Origin of the sequence: Pseudomonas sp. NPDC090203, from assembly GCF_044746765.1 — a bacterium.
GTDB lineage: Bacteria > Pseudomonadota > Gammaproteobacteria > Pseudomonadales > Pseudomonadaceae > Aquipseudomonas > Aquipseudomonas putida_AD.
Genome location: NZ_JBIVCV010000002.1, coordinates 115,798 through 136,935, shown reverse-complemented (window position 1 = coordinate 136,935; position 21,138 = coordinate 115,798). Strand labels below are relative to the sequence as shown.

The window sequence follows — 21,138 nt, the reverse complement described above, 5'->3', positions numbered from 1 at the left end:
ATCCCGATCCTCTGACGACTCAGATTCCGTACTGAGCCCGGTACGCCTCAACGGCTGGCAGATGCTGCTTGAGCTGCGGATCGTCTGCCAGGAATTCCAGCACCTGATTCAACGAAACGATGCTCACCACCGGAATACCGAAGTCACGCTCGACTTCCTGGATCGCCGACAGCTCGCCGTTGCCACGCTCCTGACGGTTCAGCGCGATCAGCACGCCAGCGGCATTGGCGCCCTGGGCCTTGATGATCTGCATGACTTCGCGAATCGCGGTGCCTGCGGTGATCACATCGTCGATGATGAGCACATTGCCCGCCAGCGCAGCGCCTACCAGGCTGCCGCCTTCACCGTGGTCCTTGGCTTCCTTGCGGTTGAAGCACCAGGGCGTGTCGATGTCATGCCGGTCGGCCAAAGCCACGGCTGTCGTGGCCGCCAGGGGGATACCCTTGTAGGCCGGGCCGAACAGGACATCGAAGGAAATACCGCTTTCAACCACGGCGGCCGCATAGAACTTGCCCAGTTGGGCAAGTGCCGAACCGCTGTTGAAAAGACCGGCATTGAAGAAGTAAGGACTGGTCCGTCCGGACTTCAGAGTGAACTCACCGAAGCGCAAAACCCCACGATCGATGGCAAAACGAATGAAATCGCGCTGATACGCATGCATGAAAAAAGCCCCGAATACCACGGATTTAGCTAATTAGGTAGAGCTCGGGTATCATACACGCACGTGATTTTTGGGGCCATTTATGCGGATCATCAGTGTGAACGTTAATGGTATTCAGGCTGCAGTCGAGCGTGGTTTGCTCAGTTGGCTGCAAGCCCAGAATGCCGACGTCATCTGCCTTCAGGATACCCGCGCCTCCGCCTTCGAACTGGATGACCCGGCCTACCAACTGGACGGTTACTTCCTTTATGCCTGCGATGCCGAAGTCCCCACTCAGGGTGGCGTGGCACTTTATTCGCGGTTGCAGCCGAAAGCGGTCATCAACGGTCTGGGCTTTGAAACAGCCGACCGTTACGGGCGTTACCTGCAGGCCGATTTCGACAAAGTCAGTATTGCAACTTTGCTGCTTCCTTCCGGGATGAACGGCGATGAAGACTTGAACCAGAAGTTCAAGCTCATGGACGACTTCGGCAAGTACCTGGACAAGCAGCGGCGCAAACGTCGCGAGTACATCTATTGTGGCTCGCTGTATGTGGCGCAGCAGAAGCTGGACATCAAGAACTGGCGCGACAGCCAGCAATCCCCGGGCTTCCTGGCGCCAGAGCGTGCCTGGATGGACGAGATTGTCGGCAACATGGGTTATGTCGATGCCCTGCGCGAAGTCAGCCGCGAAGGCGACCAGTACAGCTGGTGGCCGGATAACGAACAGGCCGAGATGCTCAACCTGGGCTGGCGCTTCGATTATCAGCTGCTGACCCCGGGCCTGCGCCGTTTCGTACGCAGCGCACGCCTGCCACGCCAGCCGCGCTTCTCGCAACACGCGCCGCTGATCGTGGACTACGACTGGACGTTGACCATCTGACGTTCAGTTGACCAAAAGAAAAGCCGACGTGAAGTCGGCTTTTGCTTGTCTGCACCCCGAGAACACCCCAACCCCGTAGCAGCACGGCTTGCCGGCGGGGGCGGCGTGTCAGGCGATGCATATTTTGCTGATACACCGCTCCCGCCGGCAAGCCGTGCTGCTACGGGTGCGCCGGGCAGCGAGTTACTTGATCAGCCGCCAGGTGAACGGGTAGCGATAGGCAACGCCGTCATTGGCCTTGATCCCGGCAATGATCGTCAGCACCAGTGCGCCGACGCCTACCAGCATCAGCAGCGGGAAGCCGATGACGATCACCATCAGCAGAAAGCAGATCATCGCCGCGATCGCCACGGTGATCTGGAAGTTGAGGGCTTCCTTGCCCTGGGCGTCGATGAAAGGGTCAGCCTCTTTCTTCAACTGCCAGACAATCAACGGCCCCAGCAGGTTGCCGAACGGAAAGATCAGGCCGAAGAACGCCGCAAAGTGGCACAACATGGCCCACTGACGCACTTCCTTGCTCGGTACTGGCAACGGCGGTTGGCTGTCGATCATCGAACATTCCCTTTTCAGATGGTGGTGAAACCCGAATCAGTCAGCCAGGGCGGCTTTCTGCAATTCGAAGATTTCGTTCATGCCTTTCTGGGCCAGCGCCAGCATCGCATTGAGATCCTGCGGCTGGAACGGCGCGCCTTCGGCGGTGCCCTGCACCTCGATGAAACCGCCGGTGCTGGTCATCACCACGTTCAGGTCGGTCTCGGCAGCGGAGTCTTCCAGGTAATCCAGGTCCAGCACTGGCTCGCCCTGATACATGCCCACCGAAACGGCGGCGATCATCTGCTTGAGCGGGTCGCCGGCTTTGAGGCCGCCGCGCTTCTTGATGGTCTTGAGGGCATCGATCAGCGCCACCATGGAACCGGTGATCGAAGCGGTGCGAGTACCGCCGTCGGCCTGGATCACATCGCAATCAACGTACAGCGTAATGTCGCCCAGCTTGGACATGTCCAGGGCTGCGCGCAGCGAACGGCCGATCAGGCGCTGGATTTCCAGGGTCCGGCCGCCCTGCTTGCCCTTGCTCGCTTCACGCTGGTTACGCTCGCCCGTTGCGCGGGGCAGCATGCCGTATTCGGCAGTCAACCAGCCCTGGCCCTGACCCTTGAGAAAGCGCGGCACGCCGTTTTCGACGCTGACGGTGCAGATCACCTTGGTGTCACCGAACTCGACCAGCACAGACCCCTCGGCGTGTTTGGTGTAGTTGCGGGTGATGCGGATCGAGCGGAGCTGATCGGCAGCGCGACCACTTGGACGTTTCATCTGGGATACCTGTACTGAGACGGAAAACTTGGGTGCATTATAGAGGCGCAAGCTCACGCTGGGGCATCTAATGAGCCGTCGATGACCGCTGGCACGCTCGCGAAACGACAAAACCGAACGCCTCACACATCCGATGGCCAATTCCCACGGCAGTTGCGGCATTTGGACATTTGGGCGCGCGACCTGCTCTGCGCTACAATCTTGCGCCTTTATAGCCTGTCGTTTTCGCACGACATTCATTCGGGCAGATCACCGCCCCGAACAGGCTACCGCCAACGCCTGACTTTATAGAGGTAATTGCCATGGTGCACAGCATGACGGCCTTCGCCCGCGCCGAACGAGCCGGCACCCAAGGCACGCTGAGCTGGGAACTGCGCTCGGTCAACCATCGTTATCTCGAACCGCACCTGCGCCTGCCCGAAGCTTTCCGCGACCTGGAAGGCGCCGTTCGCGAAGCGCTGCGCCAAGGCCTGTCCCGGGGCAAGATCGAGTGCACCCTGCGCTTTACCGAAGAAAGTGCCGGCAAACCGCTGCAGGTGGATCGCGAACGCGCAAGCCAGTTGGTGGCGGCAGCCGAGACCATCGCCAGCCTCATCAAGCAGCCGGCTGCGCTGAACCCGCTGGAAGTCCTGGCCTGGCCGGGGGTTCTGGTCGGCGACGCCAGCGACCCGCAGGCGCTGAACAATGACGCCCTGGCGCTGTTCAACGAAGCGCTGGACGAACTCAAGGCCGGTCGCGCCCGCGAAGGTGCGGACCTGGCCAAACTTCTCGACGAACGGCTGACGTCCATAAGCACCGAGGTCGCTACCCTGCGCACCCTCGTGCCGCAGATGCTCGCCACCCAGCGCCAGAAGGTGCTGGATCGCTTCGCCGACATGAAGGCCGAACTCGATCCGCAGCGCCTGGAACAGGAAATGGTACTGCTGGCGCAGAAAAGCGACGTCGCCGAAGAACTCGACCGCCTGAACACCCACGTCACGGAAGTGCGTCGGGTGCTCAAGACCGGCGGACAGGCCGGGCGCCGGCTGGACTTCCTGATGCAGGAACTCAACCGCGAAGCGAACACACTGGGCTCCAAAGCCTTCGATCCTCGTAGCACCCAGGCTGCGGTCAACCTCAAGGTGTTGATCGAGCAGATGCGCGAACAAGTGCAGAACATTGAGTAAGGCCACCTCCGACATGACCCACAGCACCGGCACTCTTTATATCGTTTCCGCCCCTTCGGGCGCGGGCAAGACCAGCCTGGTCAAAGCCCTGATCGATGCCCAGCCGCAGATCCGCGTCTCCGTTTCCCACACCACTCGCGCCATGCGCCCGGGTGAAGTGGACGGTGTGAACTACCACTTCGTCGATCGCGCCGAGTTCGTGCAGATGATCGAGCACGGTGACTTCCTGGAGCAGGCCGAAGTCTTCGGCAACCTGTACGGCACCTCGCAAAGCCGCCTGCAGCAGACCCTGGACGAAGGCCACGACCTGATTCTGGAAATCGACTGGCAGGGCGCCGAGCAAGTGCGCAAACTGATGCCCCACGCCCGCTCGATCTTCATCCTGCCACCCACCCAGCAGGCCCTGCGCCAGCGCCTGACCAACCGTGGCCAGGACAGCGACGAGATCATCGAAGGCCGCATGCGCGAAGCCGTGAGCGAGATGAGCCACTACGTCGAGTACGACTACATCGTCATCAACGACGATTTCGCCACGGCGCTGGAAGACCTCAAGGCGATTTTCCGCGCCAACCTGCTGAGCCAGGAACACCAGCAGCAGCGTCATAGCCAGCTGCTGACACAATTGTTGGCATAAACACGCTACTGCCGTTCTGCTTACACCACGAACCTGTAGGAGCGCGCTTGCCCGCGATGGCGGTGTGTCAGGCAATGATTGTGTTGGATTGATTGACGCCATCGCGGGCAAGCGCGCTCCTACAGGGTGGGGCAAAGCATTGAAAACGTGTCAAAACCGACCGCTCGTGGCTTGCCGCTTGAAGCTTTTGCCTGTCCACTTGTAAACTACCGAGTCCGCTCGCCCATCCGGGCACCGCGCATACCGCATTTGCTACGAGGAATACCCATGGCCCGCGTGACCGTTGAAGACTGCCTGGAACATGTAGATAACCGCTTTGAGCTGGTCATGCTCGCCACCAAGCGTTCGCGTCAACTGGCTACCGGCGGTAAAGAGCCTAAAGTAGCCTGGGAAAACGACAAGCCTACCGTTGTTGCCCTGCGTGAAATCGCAGAAGGCCTGATGGACTACTCCGTCATTGCAGAAGCCGAAATCGTTGAAGATGAACCACTGTTCGCAGCGTTCGAGGACGAGTCCAACGAGGCCGTCTAAGCCTATGCCCGGTCGACGTAGCAAGGCGCAGGGTCACAGCCCTCGGCAAGGAGTCCTATCTTGCCGAGCATAGACGCCCTCGCCGATCGCCTCTCGACCTACCTCGGCACTGACCAGGTCAACCTGGTTCGCCGAGCGTACTTCTACGCCGAACAAGCCCACGACGGCCAACGCCGTCGCAGCGGTGAAGCCTACGTCACGCATCCGCTGGCGGTGGCCAATATCCTTGCCGACATGCACATGGACCATCAGAGCCTGATGGCCGCGATGCTGCATGACGTGATCGAAGACACCGGCATCGCCAAGGAAGCGCTGTGTGCGCAGTTCGGCGAAACCGTGGCCGAACTGGTCGATGGGGTCAGCAAACTGACCCAGATGAACTTCGAGACCAAGGCCGAGGCGCAGGCCGAGAACTTCCAGAAGATGGCCATGGCCATGGCGCGCGACATCCGCGTGATCCTGGTCAAGCTGGCCGACCGCCTGCACAACATGCGCACCCTGGAAGTGCTGTCGGGCGAGAAACGCCGCCGCATTGCCAAGGAAACCCTCGAAATCTACGCGCCCATCGCCAACCGCCTGGGCATGCACAGCGTGCGTATCGAATTCGAAGACCTGGGTTTCAAGGCCATGTACCCGATGCGCTCCACGCGCATTGGCCAGGCCGTCAAGCGCGCCCGCGGCAACCGCAAGGAACTGGTCAACAAGATCGAAGAGTCGCTGAGCCACTGCCTGGCGGTCGATGGCATCGAGGGCGAAGTCAGCGGCCGGCAGAAACACCTCTACGGCATCTACAAGAAGATGCGCGGCAAGCGTCGGGCCTTCAACGAGATCATGGACGTCTATGCGTTCCGGATCATCGTCGACAAGGTCGACACCTGCTATCGCGTGCTCGGCGCTGTACACAATCTGTACAAACCCCTGCCCGGCCGCTTCAAGGATTACATCGCGATTCCCAAGGCCAACGGCTACCAGTCGTTGCACACCACGCTGTTCGGCATGCACGGCGTGCCCATCGAAATCCAGATTCGCACCCGGGAAATGGAAGAGATGGCCAACAACGGGATTGCCGCGCACTGGCTGTACAAGTCCTCTGGCGACGAGCAGCCCAAGGGCACTCACGCTCGCGCCCGCCAGTGGGTCAAGGGCGTGCTGGAAATGCAGCAACGCGCCGGGAACTCGCTGGAATTCATCGAGAGCGTGAAGATCGACCTGTTCCCGGACGAGGTCTACGTGTTCACACCCAAGGGCCGGATCATGGAGCTGCCCAAGGGCTCCACAGCGGTGGACTTCGCCTATGCGGTGCACACCGACGTCGGCAACAGCTGCATCGCCTGCCGGATCAACCGCCGCCTGGCGCCGCTGTCCGAACCGCTGCAAAGCGGCTCGACGGTCGAGATCGTCAGCGCGCCGGGCGCACGACCCAACCCTGCCTGGCTCAATTTCGTGGTCACCGGCAAGGCGCGTACCCATATCCGTCACGCCCTCAAGCTGCAGCGCCGCTCCGAGTCCATCAGCCTGGGCGAACGCCTGCTGAACAAGGTGCTCAACGGCTTCGACAGCAGCCTGGACAAGATCCCGCGCGAACGCCTGCAAGCGATCCTGGCCGAGTACCGGGTCGAGGTCATCGAAGATCTCCTCGAAGACGTCGGCCTGGGCAACCGCATGGCCTACGTCGTGGCGCGCCGGCTGCTGGCCAGCGAAGGCGAGGAGCTGCCAAGCGCCGAAGGACCGCTGGCGATTCGCGGCACCGAGGGCCTGGTGCTCAGCTACGCCAAGTGCTGCACACCGATTCCGGGGGACCCGATCGTCGGCCATCTCTCGGCGGGCAAAGGCATGGTCGTGCACCTGGACAACTGCCGCAACATCAGTGAAATCCGCCACAACCCGGAAAAATGCATCCAGCTTTCCTGGGCCAAGGACGTCACCGGCGAATTCAACGTCGAGCTGCGCGTCGAACTGGAACACCAGCGCGGGCTCATTGCCCTGCTGGCCAGCAGCGTCAACGCAGCGGATGGCAACATCGAAAAAATCAGCATGGACGAGCGCGATGGCCGCATCAGCGTGGTTCAACTGGTGGTCAGCGTGCACGACCGTGTGCATCTGGCCCGCGTGATCAAGAAACTGCGCGCCCTGACCGGCGTGATACGCATCACCCGCATGCGCGCGTAGCCAAACCGCCAACAGGAGTTTTTCATGAGCAAGACCGTCATCTCCAGCGACAAAGCCCCGGCCGCAATCGGCACTTACTCGCAGGCGATCAAGGCAGGCAACACTGTCTACATGTCCGGCCAGATTCCTCTGGACCCAAAGACCATGGAACTGGTCGAAGGCTTCGAAGCCCAGACCGTCCAGGTGTTCGAGAACCTGAAAGCCGTGGCTGAAGCGGCTGGCGGTTCGTTCAAGGACATCGTCAAGCTGAACATCTTCCTGACCGACCTGAGCCACTTCGCCAAGGTCAACGAAATCATGGGTAAATACTTCGAACAGCCTTACCCGGCACGCGCTGCAATCGGCGTCGCTGCCCTGCCACGTGGCGCCCAGGTTGAAATGGACGCCGTGCTGGTCCTCGAGTAAATCCCCTCGCGGAGCGCATCCACGCTCCGCTACCCCCGAGCAAAGAAAGGACTCCGCATATGCGTATCGCATTTGCCCTCTCGCTGCTGGCCGCGCTATTGAGCGGTTGCGCCAGCCATTCCAACAAGACGCCCGACGGCGTCTGGATCAACCAAGCCGCCATCGATGCCGCTGCCGAAGGTGGCAACCTGCGCCAATCGCTGCTGGCGTATGGCCCGACGCTGGAATGGAACATCAATACGGCGGCAGGCCAGGCTACGTCCTATAACGGTTTCGAGCTGACCGAAGGCAAGATCGCCAAAGACCCCGAGGGTCTGTGGAAGGTCAATGTCTATGGCAGCGCCTCTGACGATCTGAAGCTCAAGGGCGATGAACTGGTGCAGAACGCCAGCGACACAGGACCCGAACAGCATTTCCGCCAACCCAAGGAAGCCGCACAGGCCGGCGCACAGCCGGGTGCAGCCTTCGAACGGGCGCTCTACACCGCCTATCTGGGTGGCAAGTGGAAAATCGTCAATGGCGAAGGTGAAGGCAGCATCGTCGAATTCCAGCCGGACGGTACCGTCAGCGGCCTGCCGGGCAATGACCGCTACGCGCTGTGTCTGGCCGGCGACTGCGCTGCCATGAGCGGCGAATACGACAGCATGTGGCTGGAGAAGAACGAGCGCGGCAATCCGTGGGTGTTCGTGCGCACGGGCAAGCAGCTGGAGATTTTCCAGGCGGTGAACAACGCCCAACCAACCGAAATGCCCGAACTGCGTCCGGGCGAGCGGCATTGGGTGCTGGAGAAAAACTGATCCACACCAACCTGTAGGAGCGCGCTTGCCCGCGACGGGGTCGATGAATTCAACACAGCCATCGCCTGACACACCGCCGTCGCGGGCAAGCGCGCTCCTACAGGGTTTTGTGTGGATGGACGATCACTCTCCAGCCAACATCGCCTCATACCCTTCCTTGTAACTGGCATAACGCGGCGCCCACCCCAGCGCTTTGGCCCGTGCATTGCTGCACCGCTTGCTGCCTGCGCGGCGAACGCTGTTTTCATCCGACCACTGCGTCACTCCCAGGCGCTCGCGCATCCAGTCGACCACCTCAGCCAGCGCCACAGGCGCGTCATCGACGCCCAGGTAGCAATCCTCGAGCGCCACGCCGCGCGCATCGGCCTGCAGCAGAAACGCCAGCAGGCCCGCCGCATCGTCGGCATGAATCCGGTTGCCATAGAGAGGTGGCTCAACGGCCACGCTGTAGCCCTGACGCACACGGTTCATCAGGTCACTGCGCCCCGGCCCGTAGATCCCGGTGAGCCTGACGATGCTTGCAGGGATGCCACTGCTCAGCGCCACCTGCTCGGCCTCGCGCATCACCTGTCCGGAAAAGCCTGTGCCTTCGGCGGGCGAGGTCTCGTCGATCCACTCCCCGTCCTGCTGCCCGTACACGCTGCTGCTGGAGACGAACAGAATCCGCTTGGGCCGCTGCCCACTGCGTTCGGTCCAGGCCAGCACGTGGCGCAAGCCCTGGACATACGCCGCGCGATACCCTGCTTCGTCGCGCTGACTGGGCGTCGCGCTGTAGACCAGGTAATCGATACGCCCTTCCGGCCATTGCTCGGGCATGCGTGCGTCGAACAGGTCGCCACTGACCCCGCGCACGCCGCGGGGGAGCTTGGCGACGCTCCTGCGCAATCCGTAGACCGTCCACCCCTGAGGCAACAGCTCAGCGGCCAGACGCCCGCCAATATCCCCGCAGCCAGCTATCAAAACGGATGGCACCGTCATGGCCAATCTCCACATCAAAAGTAGGTTCTAGTCCGTAAAACAAGGCTGGAATGCGACCATCGGGACGCATTCGTGTTAAAAAAAGATACTCTATTACTTTTGTTAACAAGAATTACTTGCAATAATATCGGCCCTTTGTTCTTCACCGCTCGCCTCGTGCCAGCGCGTCGCATTCAGAACGAAACACCTTTTTCATATCAGGTCGGGCCAGCATGACACTTAATCAATCCCCCGCTTCGTCGATCACGTCTTCGGCCCTGCCACGTGCAGGTCGCGCGATTGCCGCCGTATTGTTCAGCCTCATGCTGGCGCCTGTGGCGCTGGCCGACTCGAACGCTCCGGCTCAGTCCCCGGCGCCGGCGGTTCAACCTGCAGCCCCTGCCGCTACGCCAGTTGACACCACCGCAGCCCCTGCCGTTCAGGACGCTGCACCGGTCGAGTCGGTTGAAGCCGCTGCCGAAGACAACAGCCTGGGCATGTCCCACGACCTGTCGCCGTGGGGCATGTACAAGAACGCCGACATCGTCGTTAAAGCCGTGATGATTGGCCTGGCCATCGCCTCGATCATCACCTGGACCATCTGGATCGCCAAAGGCTTCGAGCTGCTGGGCGCCAAGCGTCGCCTCAAGGGTGAAATCGCCGCCCTCAAGCGCGCCCGTACTCTGGACGAAGCCAGCGCCGGTGCCAAGAAGCAAGGCACCCTGGCCAACCTGCTGGTGCACGATGCCCTCGAAGAGATGCACCTGTCGGTCAACAGCCGCGAGCGCGAAGGCATCAAGGAGCGCGTCAGCTTCCGCCTGGAGCGTCTGGTAGCCGCTTGCGGCCGCAACATGAGCATGGGCACCGGCGTGCTCGCCACCATCGGTTCCACCGCGCCCTTCGTCGGCCTGTTCGGTACCGTGTGGGGCATCATGAACAGCTTCATCGGCATCGCCAAGACTCAGACCACCAACCTTGCAGTCGTCGCTCCCGGCATCGCCGAGGCACTGCTGGCCACCGCACTAGGCCTGGTCGCGGCGATTCCTGCCGTGGTCATCTACAACGTCTTCGCCCGCTCCATCGCAGGCTACAAGGCGCAGGTCTCCGATGCCTCGGCCCAGGTACTGCTGCTGGTCAGCCGCGACCTGGACCACCAGCCGACCGCCGAACGTGCCCAGCAACCGCACATGGTAAAAATGGGGTAAGCCATGGGCCTGCATCTAAACGAAGGTGGCGATGACCTCGCCGAGAACCACGAAATCAACGTGACGCCGTTCATCGACGTCATGCTGGTGCTGTTGATCATCTTCATGGTGGCGGCGCCTCTGGCCACCGTGGACATCAAGGTCGACCTGCCCGCCTCCACGGCCAAGCCGGCGCCCCGACCCGAGAAGCCGATCTTCCTGAGCGTCAAGGCCGACCAGAGCCTGTACCTGGGCGACGAGAAGGTCGCTCGCGAGCAGATCGGTCCGGTGCTGGACGCCAAGACCAAGGGCAAGAAAGACACCACCATCTTCTTCCAGGCCGACAAGGGTGTGGATTACGGCGACCTGATGGAAGTCATGAACGCGCTGCGCGGGGCCGGTTACCTGAAAGTCGGCCTGGTCGGTCTTGAGACGGTTGGTAAGAAATGATCAATACGCGCCAAAAACTGACGCGCTATAGCGGTAGTCTGTTGTTGGTGCTGGCGGTCCATGCTGGGGCGATCTTCGTCGCGCTGCACTGGTCCGCCCCGCAGGCCATCGAGCTGCCACCGGCGGCGATGATGGTTGAGCTGGCGCCTGTACCCGAGCCCGCTCCGCCTCCACCGCCCAAAGTGGTGCAACCGCCGCAGCCGCCTGCGCCGGAAGAGGAACTGCCGATTCCGCCAATCGCCGAAGCGCCGAAGCCGGAAATCGCCATTCCAAAACCGGTCAAGCCCAAGCCGAAACCACAGCCGCCAAAGCCCGTTAAAAAGGTCGAGCCGCCGAAGGAAGAAAAGCCTGCCGATGAAAAGCCGGTGGACACTCCCCCTTCGACCGCAAAGCCCGAGAAATCGGCCGCACCGGAACCTGCTCCGCCAACGCCACCGAGCACCGCACTGCCAAGCTGGCAGGGTGATCTGTTGCGCCACCTGAGCAAGTACAAGAAGTATCCGGATGATGCGCGTCGTCGTGGCATGCAGGGCATCAACCGTCTGCGCTTCGTCGTGGATGGCGAAGGCCGCGTACTGTCCTACGAAATTGCCGGGGGTTCAGGGAGTGCCTCGCTGGATCGGGCCACACTGGAAATGATTCGTCGTGCCCAGCCGTTGCCCAAGCCGCCGGCCGAACTGCTCAACAACGGCACGCTGGAAGTGGTCGCGCCCTTCGTTTATTCCCTGGATAAACGTTGAAACGGTGATTTTGCGACAACAGAGGGTTTGATAACGTGCGTCTATCGATTGCACCCGCTATGCTGGGGCCGCAACTTCATGGACGCACGCTATGACCCTCACAGAATTGCGCTATATCGTTACCCTCGCTCAAGAGCAGCATTTCGGCCATGCCGCCGAACGCTGCCACGTCAGCCAGCCGACCCTGTCGGTAGGCGTGAAGAAGCTGGAAGATGAACTCGGTGTGCTGATTTTCGAGCGCAGCAAGAGTGCGGTACGTCTGACGCCGGTTGGCGAGGGCATCGTGGCTCAAGCGCAGAAGGTGCTCGAACAGGCCCAGGGCATCCGTGAACTGGCCCAGACCGGCAAGAACCAGCTGACCGCCCCGCTGAAGGTCGGCGCCATCTACACCGTCGGCCCTTACCTGTTTCCCCACCTGATTCCGCAACTGCACCGGGTCGCCCCGCAGATGCCGTTGTATATCGAAGAGAACTTCACCCACGTGCTGCGCGACAAACTGCGCAACGGTGAACTCGACGCGATCATCATCGCCCTGCCGTTCAACGAAGCCGACGTACTGACCATGTCCCTGTACGACGAGCCGTTCTACGTGTTGATGCCGGCCGATCACCCCTGGACCCAGAAGACCTCCATCGACGCCGCAGCGCTCAACGACAAGAGCCTGTTGCTGCTGGGCGAAGGCCACTGCTTCCGCGACCAGGTGCTCGAAGCCTGCCCGACCCTGGTCAAGGGCGGCGACAGCGCCAAGCACACCACGGTCGAGTCCAGCTCGCTGGAAACCATCCGCCACATGGTGGCTTCGGGCCTGGGCGTTTCGATCCTGCCGATGTCGGCCGTTGACAGCCACCATTACGCCCCCGGCGTGATCGAGGTTCGTCCGCTGTCCGCACCGGTTCCGTTCCGCACCGTCGCCATCGCCTGGCGTGCCAGTTTCCCGCGTCCAAAGGCCATCGAGATCCTGGCCGACTCGATCCGCCTGTGCTCCGTAGCCCGCCCCAAAGCCCAGGCACAGGCGAGCTAAGTAGCGGTATGACGGAGCTGTCTCACGTCTCGGTCACGGCGCTCAAGGGCGTCGGCGAGGCCATGGCTGAAAAGCTGGCGAAAGTCGGACTGGAAAATATCCAGGACGTACTGTTCCACCTGCCCCTGCGTTATCAGGACCGCACCCGCGTCGTGCCCATCGGCGCCTTGCGGCCCGGGCAGGATGCGGTAATCGAAGGCGTGGTCAGTGGCGCAGACGTGGTCATGGGCAAGCGCCGCAGCCTGCTGGTGCGGCTGGGTGACGGCACGGGCGTGCTGAGCCTGCGCTTCTATCATTTCAGCAATGCCCAGAAAGACGGCCTCAAGCGTGGTACCCACGTCCGCTGCTACGGCGAAGCCCGGCCCGGCGCGTCGGGGCTGGAAATCTATCACCCCGAATACCGCGCCATCACCGGCGAAGAGCACATCGCGGTGGAGCAGACCCTAACCCCGATCTACCCGACCACCGAAGGCCTGACCCAGCAGCGCCTGCGCCAGTTGACCCAACAGAGCCTGGGCATGCTCGGCCCGCGCAGCCTGCCGGACTGGCTGCCGGACGAACTGGCCCGGGACTACCAACTGGCGCCACTGGCCGATGCCATCCACTACCTGCATCACCCGCCGGCCGACGCCGATGTCGAAGAGCTCGCGCTGGGCCATCACTGGGCACAGCACCGGCTGGCATTCGAAGAGCTGCTGACGCACCAGCTTTCCCAGCAACGCCTGCGTGAAAGCCTGCGCTCCCAACGCGCGCCCGCGCTGCCGATTGCCAAGCGCCTGCCCAGACAGTTCCTCGCCAACCTCGGCTTCCCGCCGACCGGTGCGCAGCAACGTGTGGGCAAGGAAATCGCCTACGACCTCAGTCAGCAGGAACCGATGCTGCGGCTGATTCAGGGTGACGTAGGTGCAGGCAAAACCGTGGTCGCAGCGCTGGCCGCATTGCAGGCACTTGAGGCCGGGTATCAGGTCGCGCTGATGGCGCCCACCGAGATTCTGGCCGAGCAGCACTACATCAACTTCACCCGCTGGCTCGAACCACTGGGCATCGAGACTGCGTGGCTGGCGGGCAAGCTCAAGGGCAAGGCCCGCGCTGCGTCGCTGGAACAGATCGCCAATGGCGTACCAATGGTCGTCGGCACCCATGCGCTGTTCCAGGACGAGGTGCAGTTCAAGAACCTGGCCCTGGTCATCATCGACGAACAGCACCGCTTCGGTGTGCAGCAGCGCCTGGCGTTGCGCAAGAAAGGCGTGGGCGGCCTGATGTGCCCGCATCAGCTGATCATGACCGCAACGCCGATTCCGCGAACCCTGGCGATGAGCGCCTACGCCGACCTAGATACCTCGATCCTCGACGAACTGCCGCCGGGCCGCACGCCGGTCAACACCGTGCTGGTGGCCGACAGCCGCCGTATCGAGGTGGTCGAGCGCGTGCGCAATGCCTGCGCCGAAGGCCGTCAGGCCTACTGGGTGTGCACGCTGATCGAAGAATCCGAAGAGCTGACCTGCCAGGCCGCCGAGACCACCTTTGAAGAACTGACCAGCGCACTGGGCGAGCTCAAGGTCGGGCTGATCCACGGCCGCATGAAGCCCGCCGAAAAAGCTGCGGTCATGGCCGAGTTCAAGCAGGGCAACCTGCAACTGCTGGTGGCGACGACGGTGATCGAAGTCGGCGTGGACGTGCCCAATGCCAGCCTGATGATTATCGAGAACCCGGAACGCCTGGGCCTGGCGCAGTTGCACCAGTTGCGCGGGCGGGTTGGCCGGGGTAGCGCGGCCAGTCATTGTGTGTTGTTGTACCACCCGCCATTGTCACAGATCGGCAAGCAGCGTCTGGGCATCATGCGCGAGACTAACGACGGCTTCGTGATCGCCGAGAAAGACCTCGAATTGCGCGGGCCGGGCGAGATGCTCGGCACCCGACAAACGGGCCTGTTGCAGTTCAAGGTCGCGGACCTGATGCGCGACGCCGACCTGCTGCCCGCGGTCAGAGACGCCGCCCAGGCGCTGCTGGAACGCTGGCCGCAACACGTCAGCCCCTTGCTCGAAAGATGGCTGCGGCACGGGCAGCAATACGGGCAAGTGTGATTCAGTCAGCAATAAGAACTTGTCTCACCTATACGACAACTAAGCTGGTTATACTTCAGCAATTGTAGGAATCTGGATACAGGCCATGACAGAAGTTGCCCAAATCGACGCAACCCAACACGCCCCGTCTGTCATCCGGCAGTTGCTTGGCAAAGCTGCCATCAGCTACCGCGAAGTCATGGACGACGAAAACCTCCCCAGCGCGCAGAAGGTCCAGGCCATTCTGGTACACGATTCCGTCGGCGCATTGCTGATCCTGTTCCCGCAAAATCAGCTGCTGGATCTCAACCGCCTGACCGAACTCACCGGGCGCAAGCTGACGGCGGTCTCGCAGGATCATCTGAGCCAGATGCTGGGCAAGAACAATCTGCATGCCCTGCCGGCGCTTCCGGCGCTGACCAGTTCGCCTTGCCTGTACGATGAGCGCGTGCTGCAGGAATCGACCGTGCTGATCGATTCAGGCGAGCCAGGCCTGCTGCTGGAAATCGGCAGCGACGACTTCAAGACCCTGCTGAGCAAAGCCAGCGCCGCGCGTTTTGGCGAGCCCGTCACCTCCGTGCAGCCGAACCTGACCCGTCCTGACGATGACCGCGAGGAAATCACCAAGGCGGTGCAGAACTTCACAGCGCGCCGAATCCAGCAGCGTCTGGAAGCGACCGTGGAAATTCCACCGCTGGCCGACACCGCGCAGAAGATCATCAAACTTCGAGTAGACCCGGACGCCACCATCGATGACATCACTGGCGTCGTGGAAACCGATCCGGCGCTGGCCGCTCAAGTGGTCAGCTGGGCCGCCTCGCCGTACTACGGTTCTGCCGGCAAGATCCGTTCGGTCGAGGACGCCATCGTTCGCGTGCTGGGCTTTGACCTGGTCATCAACCTGGCCCTGGGCCTGGCGCTGGGCAAGACCCTCGAACTGCCGAAAGACCATCCGCAGCACGCCACGCCTTACTGGCAGCAGTCGATCTACACCGCTGCGGTAATCGAAGGCCTGACCCGCGCCATGCCGCGCGCCAAGCGCCCGGAAAGCGGCCTGACTTATCTGGCCGGTCTGCTGCACAACTTCGGCTATCTGCTGCTGGCTCACGTGTTTCCGCCGCACTTCTCGCTGATCTGCCGCCAGATCGAAGTGAACCCGCACCTGCACCACAGCTTCGTGGAGCAGCACCTGCTGGGTATCAGCCGCGAGCAGATCGGTTCCTGGCTGATGCGCAACTGGGACATGCCCGAAGAACTGGCGACCGCCCTGCGCTTCCAGCACGACCCGCAGTACGCCGGCGAATACCACGAGTACGCCAACCTGGTGTGCCTGGCGGTGCGTCTGCTGCGCAAGGAAGGCATTGGCTCGGGCCCGGTGGAAGGCATCCCGGACGAGCTGTTCGAGCGTCTGGAACTGCCACGCGAGAAAGCCGAAGAAGTGGTGCAAAAGGTGCTCGAAGCCGAAGTACTGCTGCGCGAACTGGCTTCGCAGTTTCACTGACACCGCATGACCCGTAGCAGCAGGGCTTGCCGGCGGGGGCGTCTTCAAGATCGCTCCCGCGGGCAAGCCCGGCTGCTACAGGAAATCACCGCCCACAAACTCCTGCCTTACCACTGACCCGTAGCAGCACGGCTTGCCGGCGGGGGCGTCTTCGAGATCGCTCCCGCCGGCAAGCCGGACTGCTACGGTTTCGCGCGTTATTTCTTCTTCGGTTTCAGGTACTTCGTAAGGCCCTGGAACCACATCACCAGGCCGGTGTTGCCGGTCACCTGAATGTTCTTGTCCTGAATCCCCTGCATGAACGCCAACTGCTTGTTCTTCGCCTGCATCGTGGCGAAGCCGTAGGCGGCGTCCCTGAACGAGATGGCGAACGCTGGCGATGCTACCGCGCCACCCCGGCTGACGACACGCTGGTCACGCACGACAAAATGCCGGGCCACCTTGCCGTCGGTGGTCTGCAATTGAAAGGTCAGATCCTTGCCCGCCAGTTGTTGCTGGAACGCGGGGTTGTTGCGGCTGGCGCGGGCCATCAATTGGCCCAGCATCCAGAGAAGAAAACGAAACTTCATGTCCAAGACCTCTACCGTTGAGCAGCCAATGCAGCATCCAGCGGCAGTGTATCGGGCTTGATGGCAAGGGGGAGAAGCAGAACCTGCCGGTCGCAAAGTGGTTGTGGCACCACACGAATCGCAGGCAATAAAAATGGGCATCCCGCTGTCCGGGTATGCCCATCTGTACGCTGTTCGCCCTCCGCAAGGCGTCCAGCGTGGTATTACGGATTGACGCTGTCTTTCAGGAACTTGCCCGGCTTGAACGCAACGGTGTTGCTGGCCTTGATTTTTACCGGCTCGCCGGTCTGTGGGTTTTTACCTGTGCGCGCGCCGCGATGGCGTTGCAGGAAGGTGCCAAAGCCAACCAGCGTCACACTGTCCTTCTTGTGCAAGGCGTTGGTGATTTCATCCAGGACGGCGTTGAGGACACGATTGGCTTGTTCTTTGGTGAGATCTGCTTTTTCAGCAATAGCGGCTGCGAGTTCTGGTTTACGCATATGAAGCCTCTTTTACGGTTTTTTGTTTTTATGTCCCGTGCAGCCCTTCCAGGGGCAGCGAGCAGGTGCCGCAACGGCTCTACGTAGCGGCAGACCGCAATGAGGATGGCATGGCGCCGATTCCGACGCCAGTGCGTGAGCGACGTTTGTATCAACAAAAACGTGCCTTATCCGACAGAACGACAGTTATTTACGCCAGCAGCGGCGGCAGCGCCTTGTTCAGGGCCAGTTTCTCCATCACCGCCGCGCCTGTCAGGGCGTATCCCAGGAGGCTTCCGTCAGCGGCGTGGCACAGCGCCTTGATGTCCGCGCCCTGCCCTTCGACCGTCCATACGCCTTCCATGCCCTTGGGCACGGGGGAGACAACCAGCGGGCACACCGGGGTTTTCACGGTGATCGGCATCGGCCCGTATTTGACGGCAGTCGGCGTGCCCGCCAGGGTTTGCGCCAGTGCCCGGGCGCAGCTCATCAGCGGCATCACGTACAACAGGTTCAGGCCATCGACCTCGGCGCAGTCACCCAGCGCGTAGATGTTGGCGTGAGAGGTTTTCAGGTGACGGTCCACTACCACGCCCCGGCCCGTCTCAAGGCCGGCAGCGGCGGCCAGATCGACGCGCGGGCGCAGGCCGATGGCCGAGACCACCAGATCGCACTCGATCACCTGGCCATCGGAGAGATGCGCCTCAAGGCCATCTTCACGGCGCGAAAGTCGCGTCAGCACCGGCCCCAGATGGAATCGCGCGCCCAGGCCTTCGAGCCCGGCCTGCACTGCCGCCGCGGCTGCAGGATGCAACAGCGTCGGCATCACCTGCTCACAGGGCGCGACCAGATCCACCTCATGCCCGCCGACGATCAGGTCATTGGCGAACTCGCAGCCGATCAGGCCCACGCCCAGGATCAGTACCCGGCGCTTGCCTGCCGCCGCCGCGCGAAAGCGGGCGTAGTCTTCCAGATCGTTGATCGGGAAGATCGCATCGCCAGCGTCGCCTTCCACCGGCACGCTTACCGTTTGCGCGCCCCAGGCCAGGATCAGGTCGCGATAGTGCACCGCTTCCTCGCCGATCCACAGGCGCTTGTGGCCACGGTCGATGCCGCTGACCCGGGTGTGGGTGCGCACTTCGGCGTTCAGTTGCTCGGCCATGGTGCCGGGTTCGGCCATGCTCAGGCCGTCGGCGTCCTTGTTCTTGCCAAAGCCGGTGGAGAGCATGGGTTTGGAGTAGGAACGCCCGTCATCGGCGGTGATCAGCAGCAGCGGCGTTTGGCCATCGAGCTTGCGAAATTCCCGGGCCAGGTTGTAGCCCGCAAGGCCAGTACCGACAATCACCACAGGTGCGTTCATTCATTTCTCCTTGAGTCGTTTGGGGAATGGCGGATCAGGCGATTTCGATCATTTCGAAGTCCATCTTGCCTACGCCGCAGTCCGGGCAGAGCCAGTCTTCGGGTACGTCTTCCCAGCGGGTGCCAGGCGCGATGCCGTCATCAGGCCAGCCATCGGCTTCGTTGTAGATCAGGCCACAGACAATGCATTGCCACTTTTTCATGGTTCGGTTCTCTCGTTTTCCAAGGCTAAACGTGCCCGGCCGCCGCGCTGTGCTCGCGCAGGTTTTCAACCGGGTCAGGGCGTTTTACTGATCGGGGGGCGATGACGCAAGTTTCATTGACGCCAAAGCCGCGTCCCGGCTTCAAGTGAGGCCCTGCAATCATGCTAAGCTCGCCGCCTCGATTACTGCCAATGTTTGCTCACTGTGATCCAGCAAAATCCTGCAAGTCCGACGCCCCGATGGCTGCTGCGCGATGAACTGACGCAAGCGCCCGAACCTGTCGTCCTCGAGTGGCTGTTCCACGAAGACTCCCTGACCCGCCGCCTGACCCGCCTGTCCCACGATGGCTTCAGCGTCGCGCCGCAGTTCGAAGGCTGGCAGACCCTGCGCGCCGATGAGTGCAGCGCCTTGCAGTTGCCCCAGGGCAGCGAGGGTTGGGTGCGCGAGGTGTACCTGCAAGGCCACGGCCAGAAGTGGGTGTTCGCCCGCAGTGTGGCCGGCCGCCAGGCGCTGGAACACGACGGCTTGCACATGGATGAGCTGGGCACCCGCTCACTGGGCGAGCTGCTGTTCAGCGACCGCGCCTTCACCCGCGGCCCGTTGCAGATCTGCCAATACCCGCAAGAATGGCTGCCGAACGCCGATACCGCGCACGGCCTGTGGGGGCGCCGGTCGTGCTTTAGCCGTGGTGGCTTGAGCATTCTGGTGGCCGAGGTGTTTCTGCCCACCGTCTGGCACGCTATCGATCAAGCCGCTGACTTCAACAAGGAGCGTCACTGATGTACCTGTCGCTGCTCAAGTCCCTGAACCGCCTGCACCCACGCACCTGGGACTTCATTCAACTGACCCGCGTCGATAAACCCATCGGCATCTACCTGCTGCTGTGGCCGACGCTGTGGGCCTTGTGGATCGCGGGCAAGGGTTCGCCGTCGCTGGGCAATGTGCTGATATTCGTGATCGGCGTGTTCCTGATGCGTGCCGCCGGCTGCGTGATCAACGATTTTGCCGACCGCAAGGTCGATGGCCACGTCAAACGCACCGAGCAGCGCCCGCTGGTGAGCGGCAAGGTCACTTCCAGGGAAGCGCTGACGCTGTTCGCGGTGCTGGTGGGGCTGAGCTTCGCGCTGGTACTGCTGACCAACGCCACGACAGTCTGGCTGTCATTCGGCGGCCTGGCGCTGGCCGCGACTTACCCTTTCATGAAGCGCTACACCTATTACCCGCAGGTGGTGCTGGGCGCTGCGTTCTCCTGGGGCATGCCGATGGCGTTCACCGCCGAGACCGGCAACCTGCCCGCCGCCGCCTGGCTGCTGTACATCGCCAACCTGTTGTGGACGGTGGGCTACGACACCTACTACGCGATGACCGACCGCGAGGACGACCTGAAGATCGGCGTGAAGTCCACCGCTGTGCTGTTCGGCGATGCCGACCGCGTGATCATCCTGACCCTGCAATGCCTGGCGCTGTTCTGCCTGATGCTGGCCGGTTCGCGCTTCGAGCTTGGGCTGTATTTCTTCCTCGGCCTTCTGGTGGCGGCCGGTTGCTTCGCCTGGGAGTTCTGGTCCACGCGCAGCAAGGATCCACAGGCCTGCTTCAAGGCATTCCTGCATAACCATTGGGCGGGACTGGCGATTTTCGTGGGGATCGTGCTGGACTATTGGTTGAGGTAAAGCGGTGGTTGCGCTGACCGCAGGCCAGCGCAACGTCAGCCCCTAGTTCAAGGCTTGGCAACGTGCCAGACGCCACCTTTACCGTCGCCGGTCTTGTCACCGGCCTTGTCTTCCTTATAGGTGTACAGCGGCTTGCCTTTATAGACCCACTGCGAGGCACCGTCGTCGCGCTTGATGATGGTCCAGTCGCCTTCGGCCTTGTCGTCGGCACCGGCCTTGAGCGGCGGCCAGTTGGTTGCGCACTGGTCATTGCAGACCGACTTGCCGGCCGAGGTGTCCTTGTCGAAGGTGTAGAGCGTCATGCCATGGTGGTCGGTCAGTACGCCGTCCTTTTCCATCGCCTGATGATGAGCGAAGGCCAGTGTGGACGATGCCAGCGCGGCAGCGCCCAAGAGACCCATAACAGCAGTGGAAATTCTAGCCATAG

Annotated in this window: 24 protein-coding genes; 15 read left to right on the top strand and 9 right to left on the bottom strand. The window is 62.1% G+C overall.

Annotated features, from left to right (window positions below; genetic code table 11):
• Positions 1–19 precede the first annotated feature (19 nt).
• Entirely contained in the window at positions 20–661 is a 642-nt protein-coding gene (pyrE, locus tag ACIPO9_RS03445) for an orotate phosphoribosyltransferase (RefSeq protein ID WP_274133114.1), read from the bottom strand.
• 82 nt (positions 662–743) lie between these two features.
• Between pyrE and ACIPO9_RS03440 the strand changes: the two genes are divergently transcribed.
• Positions 744–1,523 (top strand): exodeoxyribonuclease III, encoded by a 780-nt coding sequence (locus ACIPO9_RS03440; protein ID WP_274133115.1) that lies wholly within the window; start codon positions 744–746, stop codon positions 1,521–1,523.
• Positions 1,524–1,706: 183 nt separating this feature from the next.
• Here the strand turns inward: ACIPO9_RS03440 and ACIPO9_RS03435 are convergent, their stop codons facing one another.
• Positions 1,707–2,075 (bottom strand): DUF4870 domain-containing protein, encoded by a 369-nt coding sequence (locus ACIPO9_RS03435; protein WP_274133116.1) that lies wholly within the window; start codon positions 2,073–2,075, stop codon positions 1,707–1,709.
• Between the two features lie 36 nt (positions 2,076–2,111).
• Complete coding sequence (gene rph / locus ACIPO9_RS03430; RefSeq protein WP_274133117.1) at positions 2,112–2,834, bottom strand: ribonuclease PH; 723 nt, start codon at positions 2,832–2,834, stop codon at positions 2,112–2,114.
• 302 nt (positions 2,835–3,136) lie between these two features.
• Here rph and ACIPO9_RS03425 point away from each other — a divergent pair, with 302 nt between their 5' ends.
• From ACIPO9_RS03425 to ACIPO9_RS03400, 6 genes are all read left to right on the top strand, one after another.
• Positions 3,137–4,000: a YicC/YloC family endoribonuclease gene (locus ACIPO9_RS03425; protein ID WP_400606162.1), complete on the top strand. Its 864-nt coding sequence runs from the start codon at positions 3,137–3,139 to the stop codon at positions 3,998–4,000.
• A 13-nt stretch (positions 4,001–4,013) separates the two neighbouring features.
• Entirely contained in the window at positions 4,014–4,634 is a 621-nt protein-coding gene (gmk, locus tag ACIPO9_RS03420) for a guanylate kinase (RefSeq protein WP_400606376.1), read from the top strand.
• Between the two features lie 267 nt (positions 4,635–4,901).
• Positions 4,902–5,165: a DNA-directed RNA polymerase subunit omega gene (gene rpoZ, locus ACIPO9_RS03415; RefSeq protein ID WP_400606164.1), complete on the top strand. Its 264-nt coding sequence runs from the start codon at positions 4,902–4,904 to the stop codon at positions 5,163–5,165.
• A 60-nt stretch (positions 5,166–5,225) separates the two neighbouring features.
• Entirely contained in the window at positions 5,226–7,334 is a 2,109-nt protein-coding gene (gene spoT / locus ACIPO9_RS03410; RefSeq protein ID WP_400606167.1) for a bifunctional GTP diphosphokinase/guanosine-3',5'-bis pyrophosphate 3'-pyrophosphohydrolase, read from the top strand.
• A 24-nt stretch (positions 7,335–7,358) separates the two neighbouring features.
• Positions 7,359–7,739 carry a RidA family protein gene (locus ACIPO9_RS03405; RefSeq protein WP_274133121.1) on the top strand — a complete coding sequence of 127 codons (381 nt, stop codon included), beginning with the start codon at positions 7,359–7,361 and terminating at the stop codon, positions 7,737–7,739.
• Between the two features lie 59 nt (positions 7,740–7,798).
• Positions 7,799–8,536 (top strand): hypothetical protein, encoded by a 738-nt coding sequence (locus tag ACIPO9_RS03400; protein ID WP_400778895.1) that lies wholly within the window; start codon positions 7,799–7,801, stop codon positions 8,534–8,536.
• 123 nt (positions 8,537–8,659) lie between these two features.
• Here the strand turns inward: ACIPO9_RS03400 and ACIPO9_RS03395 are convergent, their stop codons facing one another.
• A complete protein-coding gene (locus ACIPO9_RS03395; protein WP_400778893.1) occupies positions 8,660–9,514 on the bottom strand; it encodes an SDR family oxidoreductase in 855 nt (284 codons plus the stop codon).
• Between the two features lie 212 nt (positions 9,515–9,726).
• On the opposite strand from ACIPO9_RS03395, the gene exbB reads away from it, so the two are divergent.
• From exbB to ACIPO9_RS03365, 6 genes are all read left to right on the top strand, one after another.
• Positions 9,727–10,698, top strand: a complete 972-nt coding sequence (gene exbB / locus ACIPO9_RS03390) for a tonB-system energizer ExbB (RefSeq protein ID WP_274135546.1) — start codon at positions 9,727–9,729, stop codon at positions 10,696–10,698.
• A 3-nt stretch (positions 10,699–10,701) separates the two neighbouring features.
• Positions 10,702–11,127: a TonB system transport protein ExbD gene (exbD, locus tag ACIPO9_RS03385; protein ID WP_274135547.1), complete on the top strand. Its 426-nt coding sequence runs from the start codon at positions 10,702–10,704 to the stop codon at positions 11,125–11,127.
• Positions 11,124–11,867, top strand: coding sequence for an energy transducer TonB (locus tag ACIPO9_RS03380; RefSeq protein ID WP_274135548.1), 744 nt, complete (start codon positions 11,124–11,126; stop codon positions 11,865–11,867). The genes exbD and ACIPO9_RS03380 overlap by 4 nt, the downstream gene beginning before the upstream one ends.
• A 91-nt stretch (positions 11,868–11,958) precedes the next feature.
• Positions 11,959–12,888 carry a hydrogen peroxide-inducible genes activator gene (locus ACIPO9_RS03375; RefSeq protein WP_274135549.1) on the top strand — a complete coding sequence of 310 codons (930 nt, stop codon included), beginning with the start codon at positions 11,959–11,961 and terminating at the stop codon, positions 12,886–12,888.
• An 8-nt stretch (positions 12,889–12,896) separates the two neighbouring features.
• Positions 12,897–14,972 carry an ATP-dependent DNA helicase RecG gene (gene recG, locus ACIPO9_RS03370; protein ID WP_400778891.1) on the top strand — a complete coding sequence of 692 codons (2,076 nt, stop codon included), beginning with the start codon at positions 12,897–12,899 and terminating at the stop codon, positions 14,970–14,972.
• A gap of 85 nt (positions 14,973–15,057) precedes the next feature.
• Positions 15,058–16,452, top strand: coding sequence for an aminoacyl-tRNA deacylase and HDOD domain-containing protein (locus ACIPO9_RS03365; RefSeq protein ID WP_274135551.1), 1,395 nt, complete (start codon positions 15,058–15,060; stop codon positions 16,450–16,452).
• Between the two features lie 197 nt (positions 16,453–16,649).
• On the opposite strand, the gene ACIPO9_RS03360 is transcribed toward ACIPO9_RS03365, so the two are convergent.
• The 4 genes from ACIPO9_RS03360 to ACIPO9_RS03345 all read right to left on the bottom strand — a co-directional run bounded on the left by ACIPO9_RS03360 (position 16,650) and on the right by ACIPO9_RS03345 (position 19,041).
• Entirely contained in the window at positions 16,650–17,021 is a 372-nt protein-coding gene (locus ACIPO9_RS03360) for an SCP2 sterol-binding domain-containing protein (RefSeq protein ID WP_274135552.1), read from the bottom strand.
• Between the two features lie 203 nt (positions 17,022–17,224).
• On the bottom strand, positions 17,225–17,500 hold the full coding sequence (locus ACIPO9_RS03355; RefSeq protein ID WP_037017594.1) for an HU family DNA-binding protein: 276 nt from the start codon (positions 17,498–17,500) through the stop codon (positions 17,225–17,227).
• Positions 17,501–17,690: 190 nt separating this feature from the next.
• Positions 17,691–18,839 carry an NAD(P)/FAD-dependent oxidoreductase gene (locus ACIPO9_RS03350; protein ID WP_400778890.1) on the bottom strand — a complete coding sequence of 383 codons (1,149 nt, stop codon included), beginning with the start codon at positions 18,837–18,839 and terminating at the stop codon, positions 17,691–17,693.
• Positions 18,840–18,873: 34 nt separating this feature from the next.
• On the bottom strand, positions 18,874–19,041 hold the full coding sequence (locus ACIPO9_RS03345) for a rubredoxin (protein ID WP_108236219.1): 168 nt from the start codon (positions 19,039–19,041) through the stop codon (positions 18,874–18,876).
• Between the two features lie 204 nt (positions 19,042–19,245).
• Between ACIPO9_RS03345 and ACIPO9_RS03340 the strand changes: the two genes are divergently transcribed.
• Complete coding sequence (locus ACIPO9_RS03340; RefSeq protein ID WP_400778888.1) at positions 19,246–19,821, top strand: chorismate--pyruvate lyase family protein; 576 nt, start codon at positions 19,246–19,248, stop codon at positions 19,819–19,821.
• Positions 19,821–20,711 (top strand): 4-hydroxybenzoate octaprenyltransferase, encoded by an 891-nt coding sequence (ubiA, locus tag ACIPO9_RS03335; protein ID WP_274135559.1) that lies wholly within the window; start codon positions 19,821–19,823, stop codon positions 20,709–20,711. The genes ACIPO9_RS03340 and ubiA overlap by 1 nt, the downstream gene beginning before the upstream one ends.
• A 47-nt stretch (positions 20,712–20,758) precedes the next feature.
• On the opposite strand, the gene ACIPO9_RS03330 is transcribed toward ubiA, so the two are convergent.
• Positions 20,759–21,136 carry a hypothetical protein gene (locus ACIPO9_RS03330; protein ID WP_400778886.1) on the bottom strand — a complete coding sequence of 126 codons (378 nt, stop codon included), beginning with the start codon at positions 21,134–21,136 and terminating at the stop codon, positions 20,759–20,761.
• Between the last annotated feature and the right edge of the window lie 2 nt (positions 21,137–21,138).